This window comes from Microbulbifer sp. NBRC 101763, assembly GCF_040371615.1.
GTDB classification, from domain to species: domain Bacteria; phylum Pseudomonadota; class Gammaproteobacteria; order Pseudomonadales; family Cellvibrionaceae; genus Microbulbifer; species Microbulbifer variabilis.
In genome coordinates this window covers 33,986-51,238 of record NZ_BAABQV010000010.1, presented here as the reverse complement: position 1 = coordinate 51,238, position 17,253 = coordinate 33,986, and the positions used below count along the sequence as shown (strand labels likewise).

The window sequence follows — 17,253 nt, the reverse complement described above, 5'->3', positions numbered from 1 at the left end:
GGGGTGCTTAGAAGCTAGACGGCCAGATATCAATATCGCTAAACACTATCTATAACGTATGTATATCAATTTATCATTATGCTTTGAGCGATGGGGTCGAGGGTTTGGTCAGTTGCCGACAGGCGGCTTCACTAAAGCGACGGGCGGGCAGTTAAAAACAAGAGGGCTGAGAAATGGAAGAGCTGCGTATTAACGCAGCTCTTTGGGAAGGGAAAAACGGATGTTCTCTTCGCACCCATCCATCTCTTCGGGCAGATTAGCCCCAAGTTCTTGCAGCCTCGTGATCACTTCTTGTACCAATACCTCTGGAGCGGAGGCGCCGGCAGTGATACCAATGGATTGCTTACCAACAAGCCAATTGGCATCGACATCTGCCGCTCCATCAATCAACTTAGCAGTAGCACCACATCGCTCAGCCAATTCACGCAAGCGATTAGAATTAGAACTGTTGGGACTTCCTACCACCAGCACCAAGTCACTTTCCAGAGCCAGTTGTTTGACTGCATCCTGGCGGTTCTGTGTTGCATAGCAAATATCGTCTTTACGTGGGCCACGAATGTTGGGGAAGCGTAGTCTCAGGGCGTTAATTACTCTTGCGGTATCGTCCATCGAGAGTGTTGTTTGGGTAACATAGGTAAGATTGTTTTCATCTTTAACCTGCAATCTGGCCACATCCTCTTCATCTTCGACCAAATAAATTGCACCCCCGGTCGTATTATCATACTGGCCCATGGTGCCCTCAACTTCCGGGTGTCCGGCATGGCCAATCAATATGCACTCAGCACCGTCACTGCTGAACTTGCTGACTTCAATATGCACCTTAGTAACCAGTGGGCAGGTGGCGTCAAAGACCCGAAGTCCGCGGCTTTCCGCTTCCCCCTGCACCGCTTTGGATACTCCATGGGCACTGAAGATAACGATAACATCGTCCGGTACTTCCGACAGCTCATCCACAAACACGGCACCGCGCTCGCGCAGGCTTTCAACCACAAACTTGTTATGTACGACTTCATGGCGAACATAAATGGGCGCACCAAAAACATCCAGGGCTCGATTGACGATATCTATCGCACGATCGACTCCGGCACAGAAACCGCGGGGATTAGCCAGTCGGATTTGCATCTTTACTTCAATACTCTCTAGATAATCAGCTCAGCGTGAAACCCGGCCCAATATTTATTGGATTGAGTCCACCGCAATAATTTTCACATGGAAATTAAGGGTCTGTCCTGCCAGTGGATGATTAAAATCAACTGTCACTTCGTCTTCACCAATCTCACGAATAACGCCGGGGAGTTCACCACTGCCATTGTCAAAAGACACAACCAAACCCGCTTCAAGCTCAATATCTGGGGAAAAGCTATCACGACGCACCTTTTGCATATTCGCGGGGTTACGCTGGCCAAACCCTAACTCGGGTGGAATCTCAATTTCAGCTTCATCGCCTTCCTTGAGGCCAAATAGGGCTTTCTCAAAACCCGGTAGAAGACTGCCATCCCCAACGCTAAAGGAAGCAGGATCGCCTTTAAACGTAGAGTCCACTTCGGTGCCATCATCCAGCTTCAGGCTGAAATGTAGGGTTACCCGGCTATGTTCGCCGATAACGCTATTGCTCATAGTTTATTAAATTTCCGCATTATTTTTTGCTTTATCGCTGTCTTTTTCCGCAAAAAAAAGCAGCTCGATAACCAGCATGGCCGCGCCGATACTGATACCCATATCCGCTACATTAAATACTGGGAAGTGCCAGTTGCCGTAATAAACGGAAATAAAGTCTCGCACATAGCCCAATAAAATACGGTCCCACAAATTACCCAGAGCACCGCCAAGGATCAGCGCCAGGGCACAGGGTTCCCAACGTTTCCTAGAGGGCAGTCGCCATAACCAGATAGTAACCACAACACTAAAGCCCAAAGCGATAATGCCAAAGAACCAGCGTTGCCAACCTCCAGCGTCAGCCAATAAACTGAAAGCTGCACCGTAGTTTTCTGCATAGGTAAATTGCAGTAAGCCCGGGATTATCTGCATCGCCGGGCCGTGCATAAACATATCCACAGCCCATACTTTAGTAACCACATCCAGAGCCACCACCACCAGCGCCAGCCAATACCAACGCCAGGGGTGCCCTAGAAGAAGATTGGACTTAGGCATAGTGCCTCACCTCACCTTCGCCAGCTACGTTTTCCACGCAGCGCCCACAAATATCCGGGTAATCACTGTTTCCGCCCACATCAGCACGGTAATGCCAGCAGCGCGCACACTTGGGGTGATCAACCTTACTTACGCTAACCTTTAAACCCTCCATTTCGGTGGCTTCAGCACCGGCCGCATCACTGAGAGGCTGAACCGAAGTAGAGGAACAAATCAGCACAAAACGCAGCTCATTCTCCAACTCCAGTAATTTCTCGCGCAGGTCATCACTCGCATAGAGGGTCACCGCTGCCTGCAGGGACCCACCTATGGCGCCAGCCCCACGCTGTTCCTCCAGCACCTTGTTAACCGCTGTTTTTACCTCGGCAATAGCAGCCCAATAATCCGCCCCCTTACCTGCCTCAGCCGGCAGTTTAGGCAATGGGTACCACTCTTCGATAAATACGCTATCGGCATTGGCACCAGGAATGAATTGCCAAAGCTCTTCTGCAGTAAAGCTAAGGATAGGGGCTATCCAACGTACAAAAGCCTGCACAATATGATAAAGGGCTGTTTGAGCAGAGCGGCGCGCGGCACTGTCTTCCTTGGTGGTGTACTGGCGATCCTTGATGATATCCAGATAGAAACCGCCCATATCCACTACGCAGAAGTTATGCAACTTCTGATAAATCTGGTGGAACTGGTAGTTGTCATAGGCAACCAGGATCTCATCCTGCAGGCGCGCTGCCTTGTCGAGAGCCCAGCGGTCCAGAGCCAATAGCTCATCCTCAGGGAGTAAATCTTTTGCCGGATCAAAACCTGCCAGATTGGATAGGAAAAAGCGCGCCGTATTGCGCAAACGGCGATAGGAATCAGCTGTGCGTTTTAAAATCTCATCGGAGACAGCCATTTCACCACTAAAATCCGTGGCCGACACCCACAGTCGTAGAACATCAGCACCCAGCTTGTTAATCACATCCAGGGGCGCAACGGTATTGCCAATAGATTTTGACATTTTGCGTCCCTGGGCATCCACGGTGAAACCATGAGTCAACACCTGCTTGTAGGGGGCGCAATCGTTGATGGCGATAGAGGTCTTGAGGGAGGACTGGAACCATCCGCGATGCTGGTCAGAGCCCTCCAGATACAGATCAGCAGGGAAACGCAGTCCTTCACGGCGCTCCAAAACAGCGTAGTGAGTTACACCTGAATCGAACCACACATCGAGAGTGTCTGTCACTTTCTCATATTGATCGGCGTCATCACCCAGCAGTTCACTGGGATCCAGGTCAAACCAGACATCCATACCTGCAACATCTACCTTCTCAGCGACTTTGTCCATTAGTGCTGGGGTATCTGGGTGCAGCTCATGGGTTTCTTTATTCACAAACAACGCGATCGGCACACCCCAGGTGCGCTGACGGGAAATACACCAATCCGGGCTACCGTCCAGCATGGCGTCTATACGGGCTTTACCCCAACCGGGTATCCACTGCACGTCATCAGCCGCTTTTTGTGCCTGCTCCAGTAGATCGTTTTGCTGCATACTGATAAACCACTGGGGCGTCGCGCGGTAAATCAGTGGGGTCTTGGTACGCCAACAGTGCGGATAGCTGTGCTCCAATTTATCCTGGTGTAGTAGTACGCCACGCTCCTTTAGAAGGGCGACAATTTTATCGTCAACCTTGTAGACATGCTCACCGGCAAACAACGGCACACTATCGCGATATACACCGTTATTATCGATGTAATTGAGAGTCTCGATACCATAGCGCTTACCCACCTGGAAGTCGTCCGGCCCGTGATCCGGTGCCGTGTGTACACAGCCGGTACCGGCATCCGTTGTAACATGATCACCAAGGACGATCGGCAGTAACTTATCGTAAAAGGGGTGATGTACTTTCAAGTGCTCCAGAGCCGCACCGCGGATACGACCAACCACCTCACCCTTCAAACCGGCACGGCTCAGTACAGTTTCCTGAAGGGCTTCAGCAACCAGCAGACGGCGATCGCCAGTCTGAACAACCACGTATTCCAGCTCACCATTCACAGAAACAGCCTGGCTCGAAGGCAGGGTCCAAGGTGTCGTTGTCCAGATAACCACAGATAAAGGACCGTCACCGGCATGGCCACCGGCGGCGTCCGCAATAGCCAGGGCGGCCTCTTCACTCACTGGGTAGCAAACATCAATGGAGTAGGAAGTTTTATCCTGGTATTCCACTTCCGCTTCTGCCAGGGCTGAGCCACCCACAACACTCCAGTAGACAGGTTTGAAGCCGCGTGCCAAATGGCCGTTCTTCACCACACGTCCGAGGGCGCGGATAATATCGCCCTCAAATTGAAAATCCATAGTGCGGTAGGGGTTATCCCACTCGCCGAACACCCCCAGGCGAATGAAATCTTTCCTCTGCCCTTCCACCTGTTTGGCAGCGTACTCGCGGCACTTTTGGCGGAAAGTCTTAAAGTCTACCTTGGTGCCGGCCTTACCAATTTTTTTCTCTACCCTGTGCTCGATCGGCAGGCCGTGACAATCCCACCCCGGAACATAGGGAGCATCAAAACCACTCAAGGTTTTCGACTTGATAATAATGTCTTTGAGAATTTTGTTGACTGAGTGACCAATATGGATGTCACCATTCGCATAGGGAGGGCCATCGTGCAGAATAAACTGTTCACGCCCGGCACGTGCCTCGCGAATTTTTTCATAGAGCTTATTGTCCTGCCATTTTTTCAGAATTGCCGGCTCACGCTGCGGCAGGTTGCCACGCATGGGAAAGTCGGTCTCAGGCAAATTCAGGGTCGCTTTATAATCAGTCATTGGGTGTCTACTTCAGCTCTAGTAGAAAATAAATTATTTCTTGTCAGTTTTTCGGGGGTTTTGCTCGAACCAACACTTGGCATTAACAATATCCTCGGCAATGCGGGCCTTGAGGATATCCAGAGAGGCAAATTTTTCCTCATCGCGCAATTTATGGCAGAACTCTACCGCCAATTCACGACCATATAGATCGCCACTAAAGTCGAACAGGTTAACCTCCAGTAGCGGCCTGGCACCTTCACCTTCGACTGTCGGGCGGAAGCCTACGTTCGCTACGCCATCCAGTTCCGCATATCCACAGGCCATATCTCTACCGTCAGTGGCAGTGGTACGAACCGTATAAACTCCCACCAACGGGGAGCGGTAGCGGCGCAAGCGGACATTGGCTGTAGGCGCGCCCAACTGACGTCCCAGGGCACGACCTGGGGCAACCCGGCCGGTAATCCGGTAGGGTTTGCCCAGTAGTGCCTGTGCCAGCTCAAAATCCCCCCGCTGCAGGGCCTCACGGATGCGGGTGCTGCTAACCCGGGCCCCACGTATTTCCAAGGTTGCCGTATCTTCAACGGTAAACCCGTGCTGCTCCCCCATTTTTTGTAACAGAACATAATCGCCACTGCGATCGCAGCCAAAACGGAAATCATCGCCAACTACCAGGTGGCGAATGTCCAGTCCGTCGAGCAGTATACGCCGGACAAATGCCTCGGCGCTGAGGTTGCGCAGGGTTTCATTAAACTGAAGACACAGAACTCGGTCGACACCAGCCTCGAATAGCGCCAGCACTTTTTCCTTAAAACGCATCAGTCGCGCGGGGGCTTTATCGCTAGAAAAAAATTCGTGGGGTTGAGGCTCGAAAATAATCGCCACTGAGGGCAGACCTTGTTCCAGCGCACGCTGCCCTAACTGCGAAATTATTGCCTGGTGACCGAGATGCACACCGTCGAACGAGCCGATCGTCGCCACGCTTCCCCGGTGGCGGGGGCGCAGGTTGTGCAACCCGCGGATTAGTTCGCGCTCCTGGGCCAAAACGATCTTCCCATCCTCACAAAATCGAGCCGCACAGTATAGCGGATTCCCACTTGGCGGCCAGTGGTCGCTCATATTTACCGCCGGACAAAGACATCTACGCCTGAAGACCTTAACTCGTCGCGCGGAAATGGCGCGGGCGCAAGCCCGATGCAAGCAGCACCAGGAGGTAAGTCAGGCCTCCAGCCGCAACCAGCAGGCCCATACGCCAAGCCCTAGTAAACCAACCCCACTCACTCCAACCGCTCCAGAAATGCAGCACCCCGAGCAATACTGCCACCATGAGCAGATTCGCTACTACAAGGCGCAACAAATAACCCACCCAACCGGCTTCAGGGGTATAGACGTCATCCCTGCGCAGCCCCTTGTACAATAGCCAAGCATTAATAGCCGCCTGGCAGGCAGTGGCAAGGGCCAGCCCCATATGACCCAGCTTGAAATAGTGATTCAGCGGAATGACAAATAAGAGGCTCAAAACCATCTTGGCCGAAATCGCAATTAACCCAAAACGAACTGGAGTATAAGTATCCTGGCGTGCAAAGTAGCCGGGTGCCAAAACTTTGATCAACATAAAGGCCAAGAGCCCCATGGCATAGGCGCGCAGGGACCAAGCCGCCATCTGCATATCTCGCGGTTGCATCTCTCCGTATTGGAACAGCGTGGTCAGCAAGGGCTCAGCCAGTACAATCAGGGCTACTGCCGCAGGCAGGGAGATCAGAGTGACGCTGCGTAATGCCCAGTCGAGGGTGTGCCGAAAACGGCGAGGGTCCCCATCACTGTGCTGGCGAGAGAGATTCGGCAGTATCACCGTGGCCACGGCAACCCCAAATACTCCCAGAGGCAATTCTGTAAGGCGGTCAGAAAAGTACAACCAGGATACACTGCCGCTGGGAAGGAATGACGCGAGCAGTGTATCCAAAACCAAACTGATCTGGGTAACCGAAACCCCAAATATGGCCGGAGCCATTAGGCGCAGGACCTTGCGCACCCCGGGATGACTCCAATCCCATTTGGGTCTTGGCAGCAAACCCTCTCGGGCCAGGAAAGGCAACTGGAACAGTAGTTGCACAACTCCAGCCACAAACACCCCCCAGGCAAGCGCCAAGATTTGCGGATCAAACCAGGAAGTGGCCACCGTCGCAGCCCCGATCAATACCAAATTCAACATTACCGGAGTCAGTGCTGGAATCGCAAAACGGTCAAAGGTATTCAGGATTGCGCCGGTAAATCCGGCGAGGGAAATCAGCATCAGGTAGGGAAAAGTAATCTGTAACATATCTGCAGCTAGATCGAACTTCTCCCGTTCACTGCCGTCCCACCACCAACCAAAAGCAAAAATACCCGTCACTATTGGCGCGAACAGCACCCCAAACAGGGTCACTAGCAGCAGCACTCCACCCAGAGCACCGGCAACCCTGTCGTTCAGCTCCCTTGCCGCCGCTACTCCCCCTTTTTGGCGGTATTCAGCTAGTACTGGCACAAACGCCTGGGCAAATGCCCCCTCAGCAAACAGGCGACGAAAGAAGTTGGGAATTTTGAAAGCGACAAAGAAGGCATCGGCGGCATCTCCCGCCCCAGCAAAGCGGGCCAGAGCCATATCCCGCGCCAGACCGGCAATCCGTGACAGCATTGTCGCAGCGCCAACCACTGAGCTACCACGCAGCAGTCGCGAGGCGCCAGATTTTTCAACGGGTTGCTGCTGAACAGGGGGCTGCTGGGACAAAACTTCAACTCCTGGCAATAGGTAGGATCATTTGGACGGCAAGTCTACCGCAATTCAACAGTAACTTTGGAAGATCAGGAGGAGTCCACGGCCCTACGACATAGTGCCTGCGAGCCTATACTAGCAATGAGCTAGTCACGCGTCCCACGGATCAGGTGGCGCGGGGAGATAAAGGATGACCATTAACGCTTTAATTATTGCTCTGGCACTGGCGATTGTGCTCTATATAGCAGTGATGCGCGGTCCCCGTCCCCGGCGAGTCCGAGTTCGAGTGGATTCACCTCGCGACCGGCGCTACCGTCGCCTGCTGTAACTGGCCACTTGGCCACCTGCCACATTTCGCCATATTTGCTCTGCAGTTTGCCACTGCAGCGCCACGCCAGCGCCTCCATGAGGCTTTTTAATAACACTCAAACGGGCCGGGAACACCCCGACCCCAACGAGTAAGAAAAAAAGCCCCCAAGGAGAAAGGCAATGAAAAAAGCGTTATTGGTAGCAGCCCTGACTTCCCTGATCGCTTCCGGTGCCCAGGCAAAGGAACACAATGAATCAAATCTGACCCCGGCCAAACAGGCCACGGTCTTTACTTCAGCAGCGGTTGCCGGCGCAGCCGTTGGTGGACCGGTTGGATTTATCGCTGGAGCACTCGGCGGGGCTTGGCTCGGCGAGCAGATCAAGCAAGCAGACGAGGCAGATATGCTGGCAACACAACTGACAGAGAGCCGTGCAGGGCTCAGCAACCTGGCACAGCAATTGGATGCGGCTCGACTGTCCGCGAACGATGCCAGCCAACTGGCACTGGATTCCCTCCAATTCCAAATGCTGTTTACCACCGGAGAAGACGAGCTTCAGGAGGGCCAACTCCAACAATTGGGTGCCATGGCCGATTTCCTCAAGCGCCACCCGCACCTGCAAATTCAACTGGAGGGCCATGCCGACCCTCGGGGTAGTGATGGCTACAACAACGTGCTGTCAGACCAGCGCGCCCTGAGTGTGGAACAGGCTCTGGTATCTCTGGGTATCGACGCCTCCCGTATAAATCGCCGCGCTATGGGCTCCACTTATTCCCAGGCGACTCGCGGCGATGTAGATGCCTATGCGATGGAACGCCGGGTAGACATCCGTTTCTCTATGCCGGAATCTGTTGCCGGCAGTTTCTGAACCTGCATCGGCGGGCCCTAGCGGACTGTAAATCCGCTATCGTAAGTCAAGATATAAAATGCACTGGTATCAGGTGGGCGGATTACAAATACGCTCACCTGCCCCCCCTCCAAAGAAACCCTGTTGTGCTTGCGAGCGATCTGCGCCCGCCTTTTTGCCAATAACCCGCAATTTCGTGCATGATTCTCAACCATAAAAAGGAAGCAGCCGGAATCAGCCATGAGTGCAACTATCGCCATTGTCGAAGACGAACGCGTTATCGCCGAAAATTATCGCGACGCTCTGCGCCGCAGCGGTTATCGGGTCGATCTCTATAGTGCGAGAGCCGAGGCTATGGATGCCTTTCGCCAGCGTTTGCCGGACCTCGCTGTGATCGATGTCGGCCTAGGCAGCGAAGTGGAGGGTGGGTTCGAACTGTGCCGCGAGTTACGAGCCATGGCACCTAGCCTGCCAATCCTGTTCCTTACAGCCAGAGATTCGGAGCTGGATATTATCTCCGGGCTGCGCCTCGGTGCCGACGATTACCTGACCAAGGATATTTCTCTGCCGCACATGCAGGCACGCATCAACGCGCTGCTACGCCGGGTGAGTGTTCTGCGAGACCAAGGTGATCAAGGGGAGAGCCTGACCCAAGGTAAATTGGATCTGGATATATCCAGGCTTCACTGCCACTGGGATGGACAGCCAGTAGACCTGACCGTTACTGAATTCTGGATAGTTCACGCACTGGCTAAGAGACCCGGGCACGTCAAGTCGCGCAACCAACTTATGGAAGCTGCGCGAGTGGTTCTGGATGACAACACCATCACGTCTCATGTGAAGCGTATTCGCCGCAAGTTCCAGACCCTGGACGGAGAGTTCAACTCCATTGGCACTGCCTACGGTATGGGTTATCGCTGGCAACTTTAATAATTTTGGCCTCGGCGCATAAGATTTAAAGAGCACCGCCCATGAAGCTTCGCCGCCAACTCCTGCTTGTCAGCCTTGTCGCCCTGGCCCTTCCATGGGCCGGCTGCCAGTATCTGCGCCAAGTGGATGCGGCCCTGGCGCAGGGACAGTTACAGGCACTAGAAGCGACCGCCGCGGCAATTGCCGCCCGTTTAGCCAGTGCACCGCAGTTGATTGCCCCTGATCCCCTGCGCCACGCTCGCCCTCCTGGCGCTCAACTCTACCTAAACCCGCTTTCACAGCCCCCTATGGTCGATGGCTATGGCGATGACTGGCGCCCCTTGGGCCTGAAACCCAGAGAGCTACTCGACGAAAAGCTTAACCCGCTGGCACAGGTAACCTTCGGGCAATATAGCGAACAGGTTTTCATGCTTCTGACTGTCAGTGACTCCACGCCGGCTTACCGCGACCCCCGAACCGGCCTGCTGGCCGGTGGTGATACTGTCGAACTATTCACTGGTGGCCGGCATTACATATTGCCAGTGGCAAGCCGGGGCACCACAAGCGCCATGTGGCATAATCCAAGAGAGGGGCGATACGAACGTGAGCTGCGCCTGCGCGGACGCTGGACCTCCTCTCCTGATGGCTACCAGCTCGAATTAACCCTTCCCTACGATCTAACTCAGGGAGGCCTTTCAATTCGCATCCTGGATCGCAACCGCAGTGACGGTGTAGCGCCTGTTCGCAGTTCCAGCACATTGCCCTCCGATGGACAGCCCGGTCGCCTGACAGCCCCCCTGCCTCAACTACAGGCCGAGCTGGATCATTTTGCCCGCCCGAGTCTGCGCCTAGCCGTAGTGGATAACGAAGGATTCCTTCTCGCAAGCAGCGGGCAGCTGCAGCCAGAGCCCTCCGAGAAGGTAACCACCACTCCCTGGTTGCGCAGCTGGATTTACCGCAAGTTATTGGCGCGGGAAACTTTACCGCCACTACCTGTGGATAGGTTGCCATTGAGTCATGCACCTAACCGCGATACCGAAGAGCAGTGGTTTGGCGGTCCCCTACAGTCACGCATTGGTGTTGTCAGCGTCCCGGTTGTCACTCGAGCCGACGAAGTAATCGAGCGGCCAATGCTAGGTCGGGTATTGGTGCTTCAATCCGGCGAAGCCATACAGTCCATGACAGAGGGCGCTGCCCACCGGCTTTGGCTGATTAGCTGTGCTGCCGCAGCCACTGCATTGATGTTTCTACTTGGCTATGCCAGCTTGCTATCCTGGCGTATACGCAAACTGAACCGCGCCGCACGCCACGCCGTAGACGCAAGCGGCAAGTTGCGCGGTAACTTCCCTCATTCAAAGGCCAGCGATGAGCTGGGCGCCCTAAATCGCGCCTTTGCCAGCCTGCTCGGTGAACTGGACCAATATCATCAGTACCTGCGCACATTAGCCAGCAAGCTCTCACATGAGCTGCGCACACCCCTGGCTGTAGTTCGCTCTTCCCTGGATAACCTTTCTGCTGGCGAACTGGATTCCCACAGCCGCCGCTACGCTGAGCGCGCATTAGACGGCAGTGAACGCCTTTCCAGCATCCTCAACAGCCTCTCTGCCGCGAGCAACCTCGAGGCCAGTATCCATCAAGCTGAGCGCGAAACGTTTGATCTCGCCGACCTCCTTGAAGTTATGGTCCAGTGTTATGGCGATGCTCACCCTAAACACCACTTCACGCTGGATAAGCCCCCGGGAGAGTTACACTGTCACGGCGCCCCGGAGTTACTTGCGCAACTACTGGACAAACTGGTAGACAATGCCTGTAGCTTCGCCCCGGAAGGCAGTGATATCCACTTGTCCGCTCACACATATGATGACAGTTATCTGATCACGGTGAGCAATGATGGCCCACTGCTACCCAGCGGCTATGCGCACAAACTATTCGATTCCCTCGTGTCTGTGCGCAAGGATGGTGATAATGCAGGCCACCTTGGTCTCGGATTACATATCGCCAAGCTAATCGCTGACTATCATTGCGGTCGCTTGCAGGCTCGCAACCGCACCGATAACAGCGGCGTAGAGTTCAGCCTTAAGCTACCAAACCGCTGACACATATCAGAGTTTCTAGCCATATCCACAAGACGCAACCGGCTATGGTTGACAAACAACCAACTGTGGGGATAATGTCGCGTCCCGATCGGGCCCCAGGGCCTGTTAGTTACAGATTTACAGATTCCAGACAGGAGCAACCGGTGGCCAACTCACCTCAAGCGAAGAAACGCGCGCGCCAAAACGACAAGCGCCGCATGCATAACGCCAGTCTGCGCTCCATGGTGCGCACCTACATCAAGAAGGTAGTTGCGGCCATCGATGCAGGCGACGCTGAAAAAGCAAAAACTGCATATGCAGAAGCGGTACCTGTTATCGACCGCATGGCAGACAAAGGCATTATTCACAAGAATAAAGCCGCTCGCCATAAGAGCCGCCTGAACGCACAGGTTAAAGCTCTGGCAGCCTAATTCTTTAGGCAACAGACACAAAAAAGCCCCGCGTTGCGGGGCTTTTTTGTGTCTGTCATTTAACTCTAAAGCAAGATCAGATTATCCCGGTGAATTAACTCATCATCATCGCGGTAACCGAGCAACTCAACAAACTTCTCCGATGCGCGACCAAGAATCCTGGCACTCTCACTGCTATCGTAATTGACCAGCCCGCGGGCAACTTCCCGCCCTTCACCACTGCGACAGGAAACCAGATCCCCCCGCTGGAAACGCCCTTCCACTTCAGTCACCCCCACCGCCAGTAAGCTGCCGCCACTCTCGCAAAGAGCTTTTTCCGCCCCGCTGTCGAGCACCAGGGTACCGCGCACCTGCAGCTGGCCGGCGAGCCAGCGTTTGCGAGCTGTTAAAGGATCAGCGTCTGGCAACAACAGGGTACCCAGAGACTCCCCTGCCCATGTGCGCATGATTACTTTTTCCTGTACCCCACCAGCTATCACGGTACAGGCACCGGAGCGAGCCGCCAATTGCGCAGCGCGCACCTTGGTAGTCATGCCACCGCGCCCAAGCCCACTGCGCGAATCCCCCGCCATAGCCAGCAAGCTAGGATCCAGGGCAGAGGCCTTCTCGATTAATTCCGCCTGGGGATTATCACGGGGGTCCTCAGTAAACAGCCCATCCGCATCCGTCAGAATCAGCAGCGTATCAGCCTCCACTAGATTGGCGACTAGTGCAGCAAGCGTATCGTTATCACCAAAACGAATCTCATCGGTGACCACCGTATCGTTTTCGTTGACAATGGGCACGGCACCCAAAGAAAGCAGGGTTTTCAGGGTGCTACGTGCATTGAGGTAGCGGGTACGGTTGGAAAGGTCATCATGGTCCAGCAGAATCTGTGCACTGCGTAAATCAAAGCGCCCAAAAGCCTGCTCATAAACCTGCACCAAATGGCTTTGCCCCACCGCCGCAGCGGCCTGCAACTGATGAATAGACTCCGGTCTTCGCCCCCAACCTAAACGATCCATACCTGCAGCGACGGCGCCAGAAGATACAAGTACCACCTCAATACCACGCTGTCGCAGTTCGGCTATCTGCTCAACCCAGGCAGAGATAGCCACGCTATTTACACCTCGACCGTTATCGGTCAAAAGGGCACTACCAATCTTGACAACCCAGCGCTGGCTATTCGCCAGCTCACGACGGGAATCTGAATTAGAGCCCATGCTCCCCCCTGGATATCGCCCCTAAGGGTCATTTAAACCATTTTTATTATTCAGAAGCCCACAATAATTAGAACCTGGGGCAGCTCAGGAGGGACTTTGCCAAATGAGATAACTCAGGGGCGATACTCAATATCGACATCGTGTTCATCGTCATCCCAATCCTCATCATCATCCACATGCTCCCTGGCTGCCTTGCGTTTAGCCCTATGGCTCTCACGCAACTCCTCAATACGCTCACGGGCCTCACGCTGCATCTGGCGCTGAGACTCCAGTTCTGCCTGCGCCAACTCAGGGTCACGGTCCTCATCTTCCTGACGCTCCTCGAGGTAATCCATTAAACGACCACTGAGGATATCAGTGCCCTCTTTGCGGATTGCTGCCACACGGAAAACAGGACCGGTCCAACCCAGCGCATCTACAATTGCCTGGCAACGCTCCTCCAGTTCTACCGCCGGTACCAAGTCAGTTTTGTTCAGTACTAACCAGCGTTCACGTCCAGCCAGTGTCTTACTGAAGCTGGAGAGCTCATGCTCAATAGCTCGGGCATTTTCCACCGGATCAGAACCATCAAATGGTGCCAAATCCACCAAGTGCAACAGCACACGACAGCGGGTCAAGTGCTTGAGGAAGCGAATCCCAAGACCCGCCCCCTCTGCTGCCCCCTCAATCAGGCCGGGAATATCGGCAATCACGAAGCTTCGGTGCTTCTGCACCTGTACCACACCGAGGTTAGGTACCAGGGTAGTAAAGGGATAGTTGGCCACTTTGGGCTTGGCTGCGGAAACTGCACGAATAAAGGTGGATTTACCCGCATTGGGGAGTCCAAGCATGCCTACATCGGCGAGAACCTTCAGCTCCAGCTTGAGACTGCGCACCTCCCCCTCAGTACCATTTGTTGTCTGCCTGGGAGCGCGGTTGGTACTGGACTTAAAGCGAGTATTACCCAGACCGTGAAAGCCGCCCTGGGCAACCAGAAGGCGCTCGCCGGCCTCAGTCATGTCGCCGACCGCTTCGCCACTATCCACATCAATCACAGTGGTTCCCACGGGGACTTTCAGCACCAGGTCTTCTCCCTTGGCCCCCGTACAGTTGCGCCCGCGGCCCGGCTGTCCACTTTCAGCTGCATAGCGAGGTTGATAGCGGTAATCTACCAGGGTATTGAGGGAATCATCGGCTTCCAGGTAAACGGAACCGCCATCGCCGCCATCACCGCCATCCGGGCCTCCTTTTTCTACAAACTTCTCCCGACGGAAGCTCAAGCAACCGTTACCGCCTTTACCTGCCTGGACAACGATGGGCGCCTCATCGACAAACTTCATAATCTCTCCACCGCTATAGCGGTTGCCTTATCCGGTACGCGCATCCGCGCACCCCTATCATCATACCAGCCGACAAGCCGCCCCCTGTGGGCACCTGCCACCCTAACTTCCCGCCGCCGCTTTTCTGCGACTTTTCCAACAAAAAAGCCCCGCAATAGCGGGGCTTTTTATGAAGCTTGGGCTAATGACCGCTTAAGCAGTTTCGATAGAAACAAACTTGCGGTTGTTGGGGCCCTTAACTTCAAACTTCACAACGCCGTCCGCAGTGGCGAACAGGGTGTGGTCTTTGCCCATACCAACGTTAATACCTGCGTGGAATTTGGTGCCACGCTGACGAACGATGATATTGCCTGCTGCTACAGACTGGCCGCCAAAGCGCTTCACGCCCAGGCGTTTACTCTCGGAATCGCGACCATTTCGCGTACTACCGCCAGCTTTCTTATGTGCCATGAGTCGTTACTCCTCTGTTATGCCTTAATGCCAGTGATTTTGACTTCGGTATACCACTGACGGTGGCCTTGGCGCTTCATGGAGTGCTTGCGACGACGGAATTTGATGATTTTCACCTTCTCGCCGCGGCCGTGGCTCACTACTTCAGCCGATACTTTAGCGCCCTCTACAACGGGAGCGCCGATGTTAATCTTGTCGCCATTAACGACCATCAGCACTTTGTCGAAATCAATGGTTTCGCCGGTAGCTACTTCCAGCTTTTCCAGGCGAAGAACTTCGCCCTCTTCTACACGGTGTTGCTTACCACCGCTCTCAAAAACAGCGTACATATTTCTATGCTCCGATATGGACGACACGAAGCAGCGGGAGGACTATTGAGTCACTGCTCCGCATTTCGGGAGCTTGCGCCGTGTTGTTTAACATCTATATTCGCCAAACGACCCCAAAGCAGCTGAATAGCCACATGAAGCCCGCAATTGACGGGGCGCAGATTCTAATCAATTCGTCGGGTTGATACAATAGCGCCCCTTTGCTGCCCGGGCCCCGGGGGGCGCCAGTCTAGTCGTATAAGGAACTCTCACATGCTGCCTTTTCACCGGGTCGCCGCCGAAGACTTTGCCGCGGTCAACCAGCGCATTCTCGATCAACTGCACTCGGACGTTCCTCTGGTGGAAAACATAGGGCACTATCTGGTCGAAGCCGGCGGCAAGCGCTTGCGCCCTCTTCTGGTGCTTCTCTGTGCACGTGCCTGTGGTTATAAGGGGGAGAGCCACATTGACCTCGCGACTATCATCGAGTTCATCCATACCGCCACATTACTGCACGATGATGTGGTGGACACATCCGACATGCGTCGTGGCCGCCTCACAGCTAACGCAAAATGGGGCAATGCTCCTAGCGTGCTAGTGGGGGACTTCCTCTATTCCCGCGCCTTCCAGATGATGGTAGCCCTCAGGGATATGGATATCATGGCAATCCTCTCCGACACCACCAATACTATTGCTGAGGGTGAGGTTCAGCAGCTGGTAAATGCTGGTGATCCCGCGGTGGGCGAGGGCAATTACTTTACGGTTATCCACAAAAAGACCGGCGCCCTGTTTGAAGCCGCCTGTGAAACTGCCGCCGTAATGGCTAACTGCACCAACGGGGAACAAACGGCCCTGAAACTCTATGGCCGCCACTTGGGCCTTGCCTTCCAACTTGTGGATGATGCTCTCGACTATCGTGGCAACCCAGAAGAACTTGGGAAAAATGTAGGTGACGACCTGGCGGAGGGCAAACCAACCCTGCCACTAATCTATACCATGGCCAATGGCAGCAAAGATCAGGCCCAATTGGTAAAAGAAGCGATAGAGCAACGCAGCGCGGAAAAACTATCCGAGATAGTCGACGCGATTGAAGCCTGCGGCGCCCTGGACTACACCATGGAGCGTGCACGTGCCGCTGTTAACAACGCTAAAGAGCAGCTGGAGTTCCTACCCAACTGCGAACAAAAGCTGGCTCTGCAACAACTGGCCAGCTTTGCCGTAGAGAGAAGCGTATAGCACTTTTAGCCACAGCAGCCGGGCCACCAACTATATTAGTTAGTGGCCCTATCACTCAAATACGCCCCCAAGAACATAAGTACTCCCCATACCTGAGTGCACTCCCCTCACTTACAAGGTGGGCAATATTTGTAACAATACGTTGCGAATTAAAGAGTCGTCCTCCAGATAGCAGCCTCTATAACTCTTAATCACAGCTTTACAAAAATCGAGCCAGGTTACTTCCCTATAAATGCAACACCACCACCTGTAGCCAAGCTATTGCACTACTTATCCGAAAAATTAAATAAGCAGGACCAAAACTTAGCCATATCAAAGATTTAGGCATTTATTATTTTTAGCCCATAAATACCAAACGAAACTTTAGCACCATCAGTTTGAAGGAAAACAGCTTCAAAGTTTCACCCAATGGAAAATACCCAGAAGAAAAATTATGAGGCCATCCACTGCCCTATATCAATTCAGATTAGCACCTGAAAAATTCCCACA

16 protein-coding genes are annotated in these 17,253 nt (G+C 53.9%); 6 read left to right on the top strand and 10 right to left on the bottom strand.

The window, feature by feature from the left end; genetic code table 11:
* Positions 1–189: 189 nt before the first annotated feature.
* From ispH to murJ, 6 genes are read right to left on the bottom strand one after another with little or no spacing between them, the layout of a single operon-like run.
* Positions 190–1,122, bottom strand: coding sequence for a 4-hydroxy-3-methylbut-2-enyl diphosphate reductase (gene ispH, locus ABWV76_RS20905; RefSeq protein ID WP_353377132.1), 933 nt, complete (start codon positions 1,120–1,122; stop codon positions 190–192).
* A 54-nt stretch (positions 1,123–1,176) separates the two neighbouring features.
* Positions 1,177–1,617: an FKBP-type peptidyl-prolyl cis-trans isomerase gene (gene fkpB / locus ABWV76_RS20900; protein WP_020411441.1), complete on the bottom strand. Its 441-nt coding sequence runs from the start codon at positions 1,615–1,617 to the stop codon at positions 1,177–1,179.
* A gap of 6 nt (positions 1,618–1,623) precedes the next feature.
* Positions 1,624–2,151, bottom strand: coding sequence for a signal peptidase II (lspA, locus tag ABWV76_RS20895; protein WP_020411440.1), 528 nt, complete (start codon positions 2,149–2,151; stop codon positions 1,624–1,626).
* Positions 2,144–4,948 carry an isoleucine--tRNA ligase gene (ileS, locus tag ABWV76_RS20890; RefSeq protein ID WP_282951724.1) on the bottom strand — a complete coding sequence of 935 codons (2,805 nt, stop codon included), beginning with the start codon at positions 4,946–4,948 and terminating at the stop codon, positions 2,144–2,146. The genes lspA and ileS overlap by 8 nt, the downstream gene beginning before the upstream one ends.
* A 33-nt stretch (positions 4,949–4,981) precedes the next feature.
* Positions 4,982–6,046: a bifunctional riboflavin kinase/FAD synthetase gene (gene ribF / locus ABWV76_RS20885; protein ID WP_353377131.1), complete on the bottom strand. Its 1,065-nt coding sequence runs from the start codon at positions 6,044–6,046 to the stop codon at positions 4,982–4,984.
* Positions 6,047–6,083: 37 nt separating this feature from the next.
* Positions 6,084–7,694, bottom strand: a complete 1,611-nt coding sequence (gene murJ / locus ABWV76_RS20880) for a murein biosynthesis integral membrane protein MurJ (protein ID WP_020411437.1) — start codon at positions 7,692–7,694, stop codon at positions 6,084–6,086.
* A 175-nt stretch (positions 7,695–7,869) separates the two neighbouring features.
* Here murJ and ABWV76_RS20875 point away from each other — a divergent pair, with 175 nt between their 5' ends.
* The 5 genes from ABWV76_RS20875 (at position 7,870) to rpsT (ending at position 12,249) form a co-directional block, all read left to right on the top strand.
* Entirely contained in the window at positions 7,870–8,007 is a 138-nt protein-coding gene (locus ABWV76_RS20875; RefSeq protein ID WP_157533299.1) for a hypothetical protein, read from the top strand.
* 161 nt (positions 8,008–8,168) lie between these two features.
* Entirely contained in the window at positions 8,169–8,855 is a 687-nt protein-coding gene (locus tag ABWV76_RS20870; RefSeq protein WP_020411435.1) for an OmpA family protein, read from the top strand.
* A 219-nt stretch (positions 8,856–9,074) separates the two neighbouring features.
* Entirely contained in the window at positions 9,075–9,764 is a 690-nt protein-coding gene (gene pdsR / locus ABWV76_RS20865; protein WP_020411433.1) for a proteobacterial dedicated sortase system response regulator, read from the top strand.
* 41 nt (positions 9,765–9,805) lie between these two features.
* Positions 9,806–11,839, top strand: coding sequence for an ATP-binding protein (locus ABWV76_RS20860; RefSeq protein ID WP_353377130.1), 2,034 nt, complete (start codon positions 9,806–9,808; stop codon positions 11,837–11,839).
* Between the two features lie 143 nt (positions 11,840–11,982).
* Positions 11,983–12,249, top strand: a complete 267-nt coding sequence (gene rpsT, locus ABWV76_RS20855) for a 30S ribosomal protein S20 (protein ID WP_020411431.1) — start codon at positions 11,983–11,985, stop codon at positions 12,247–12,249.
* 65 nt (positions 12,250–12,314) lie between these two features.
* Here rpsT and proB read toward each other — a convergent pair whose 3' ends face one another.
* The 4 genes from proB to rplU form a co-directional block, all read right to left on the bottom strand.
* Positions 12,315–13,451 carry a glutamate 5-kinase gene (proB, locus tag ABWV76_RS20850; protein WP_353377129.1) on the bottom strand — a complete coding sequence of 379 codons (1,137 nt, stop codon included), beginning with the start codon at positions 13,449–13,451 and terminating at the stop codon, positions 12,315–12,317.
* A 113-nt stretch (positions 13,452–13,564) separates the two neighbouring features.
* Positions 13,565–14,770 carry an Obg family GTPase CgtA gene (gene cgtA / locus ABWV76_RS20845; protein ID WP_020411429.1) on the bottom strand — a complete coding sequence of 402 codons (1,206 nt, stop codon included), beginning with the start codon at positions 14,768–14,770 and terminating at the stop codon, positions 13,565–13,567.
* A gap of 192 nt (positions 14,771–14,962) precedes the next feature.
* The gene (gene rpmA, locus ABWV76_RS20840; RefSeq protein ID WP_020411428.1) at positions 14,963–15,220 is read right to left on the bottom strand and encodes a 50S ribosomal protein L27; all 258 of its coding nucleotides are present in this window, start codon (positions 15,218–15,220) and stop codon (positions 14,963–14,965) included.
* A 17-nt stretch (positions 15,221–15,237) separates the two neighbouring features.
* Positions 15,238–15,549 (bottom strand): 50S ribosomal protein L21, encoded by a 312-nt coding sequence (gene rplU / locus ABWV76_RS20835; RefSeq protein ID WP_020411427.1) that lies wholly within the window; start codon positions 15,547–15,549, stop codon positions 15,238–15,240.
* A gap of 252 nt (positions 15,550–15,801) precedes the next feature.
* Here rplU and ABWV76_RS20830 point away from each other — a divergent pair, with 252 nt between their 5' ends.
* Entirely contained in the window at positions 15,802–16,764 is a 963-nt protein-coding gene (locus ABWV76_RS20830) for a polyprenyl synthetase family protein (RefSeq protein WP_353377128.1), read from the top strand.
* Positions 16,765–17,253 lie beyond the last annotated feature (489 nt).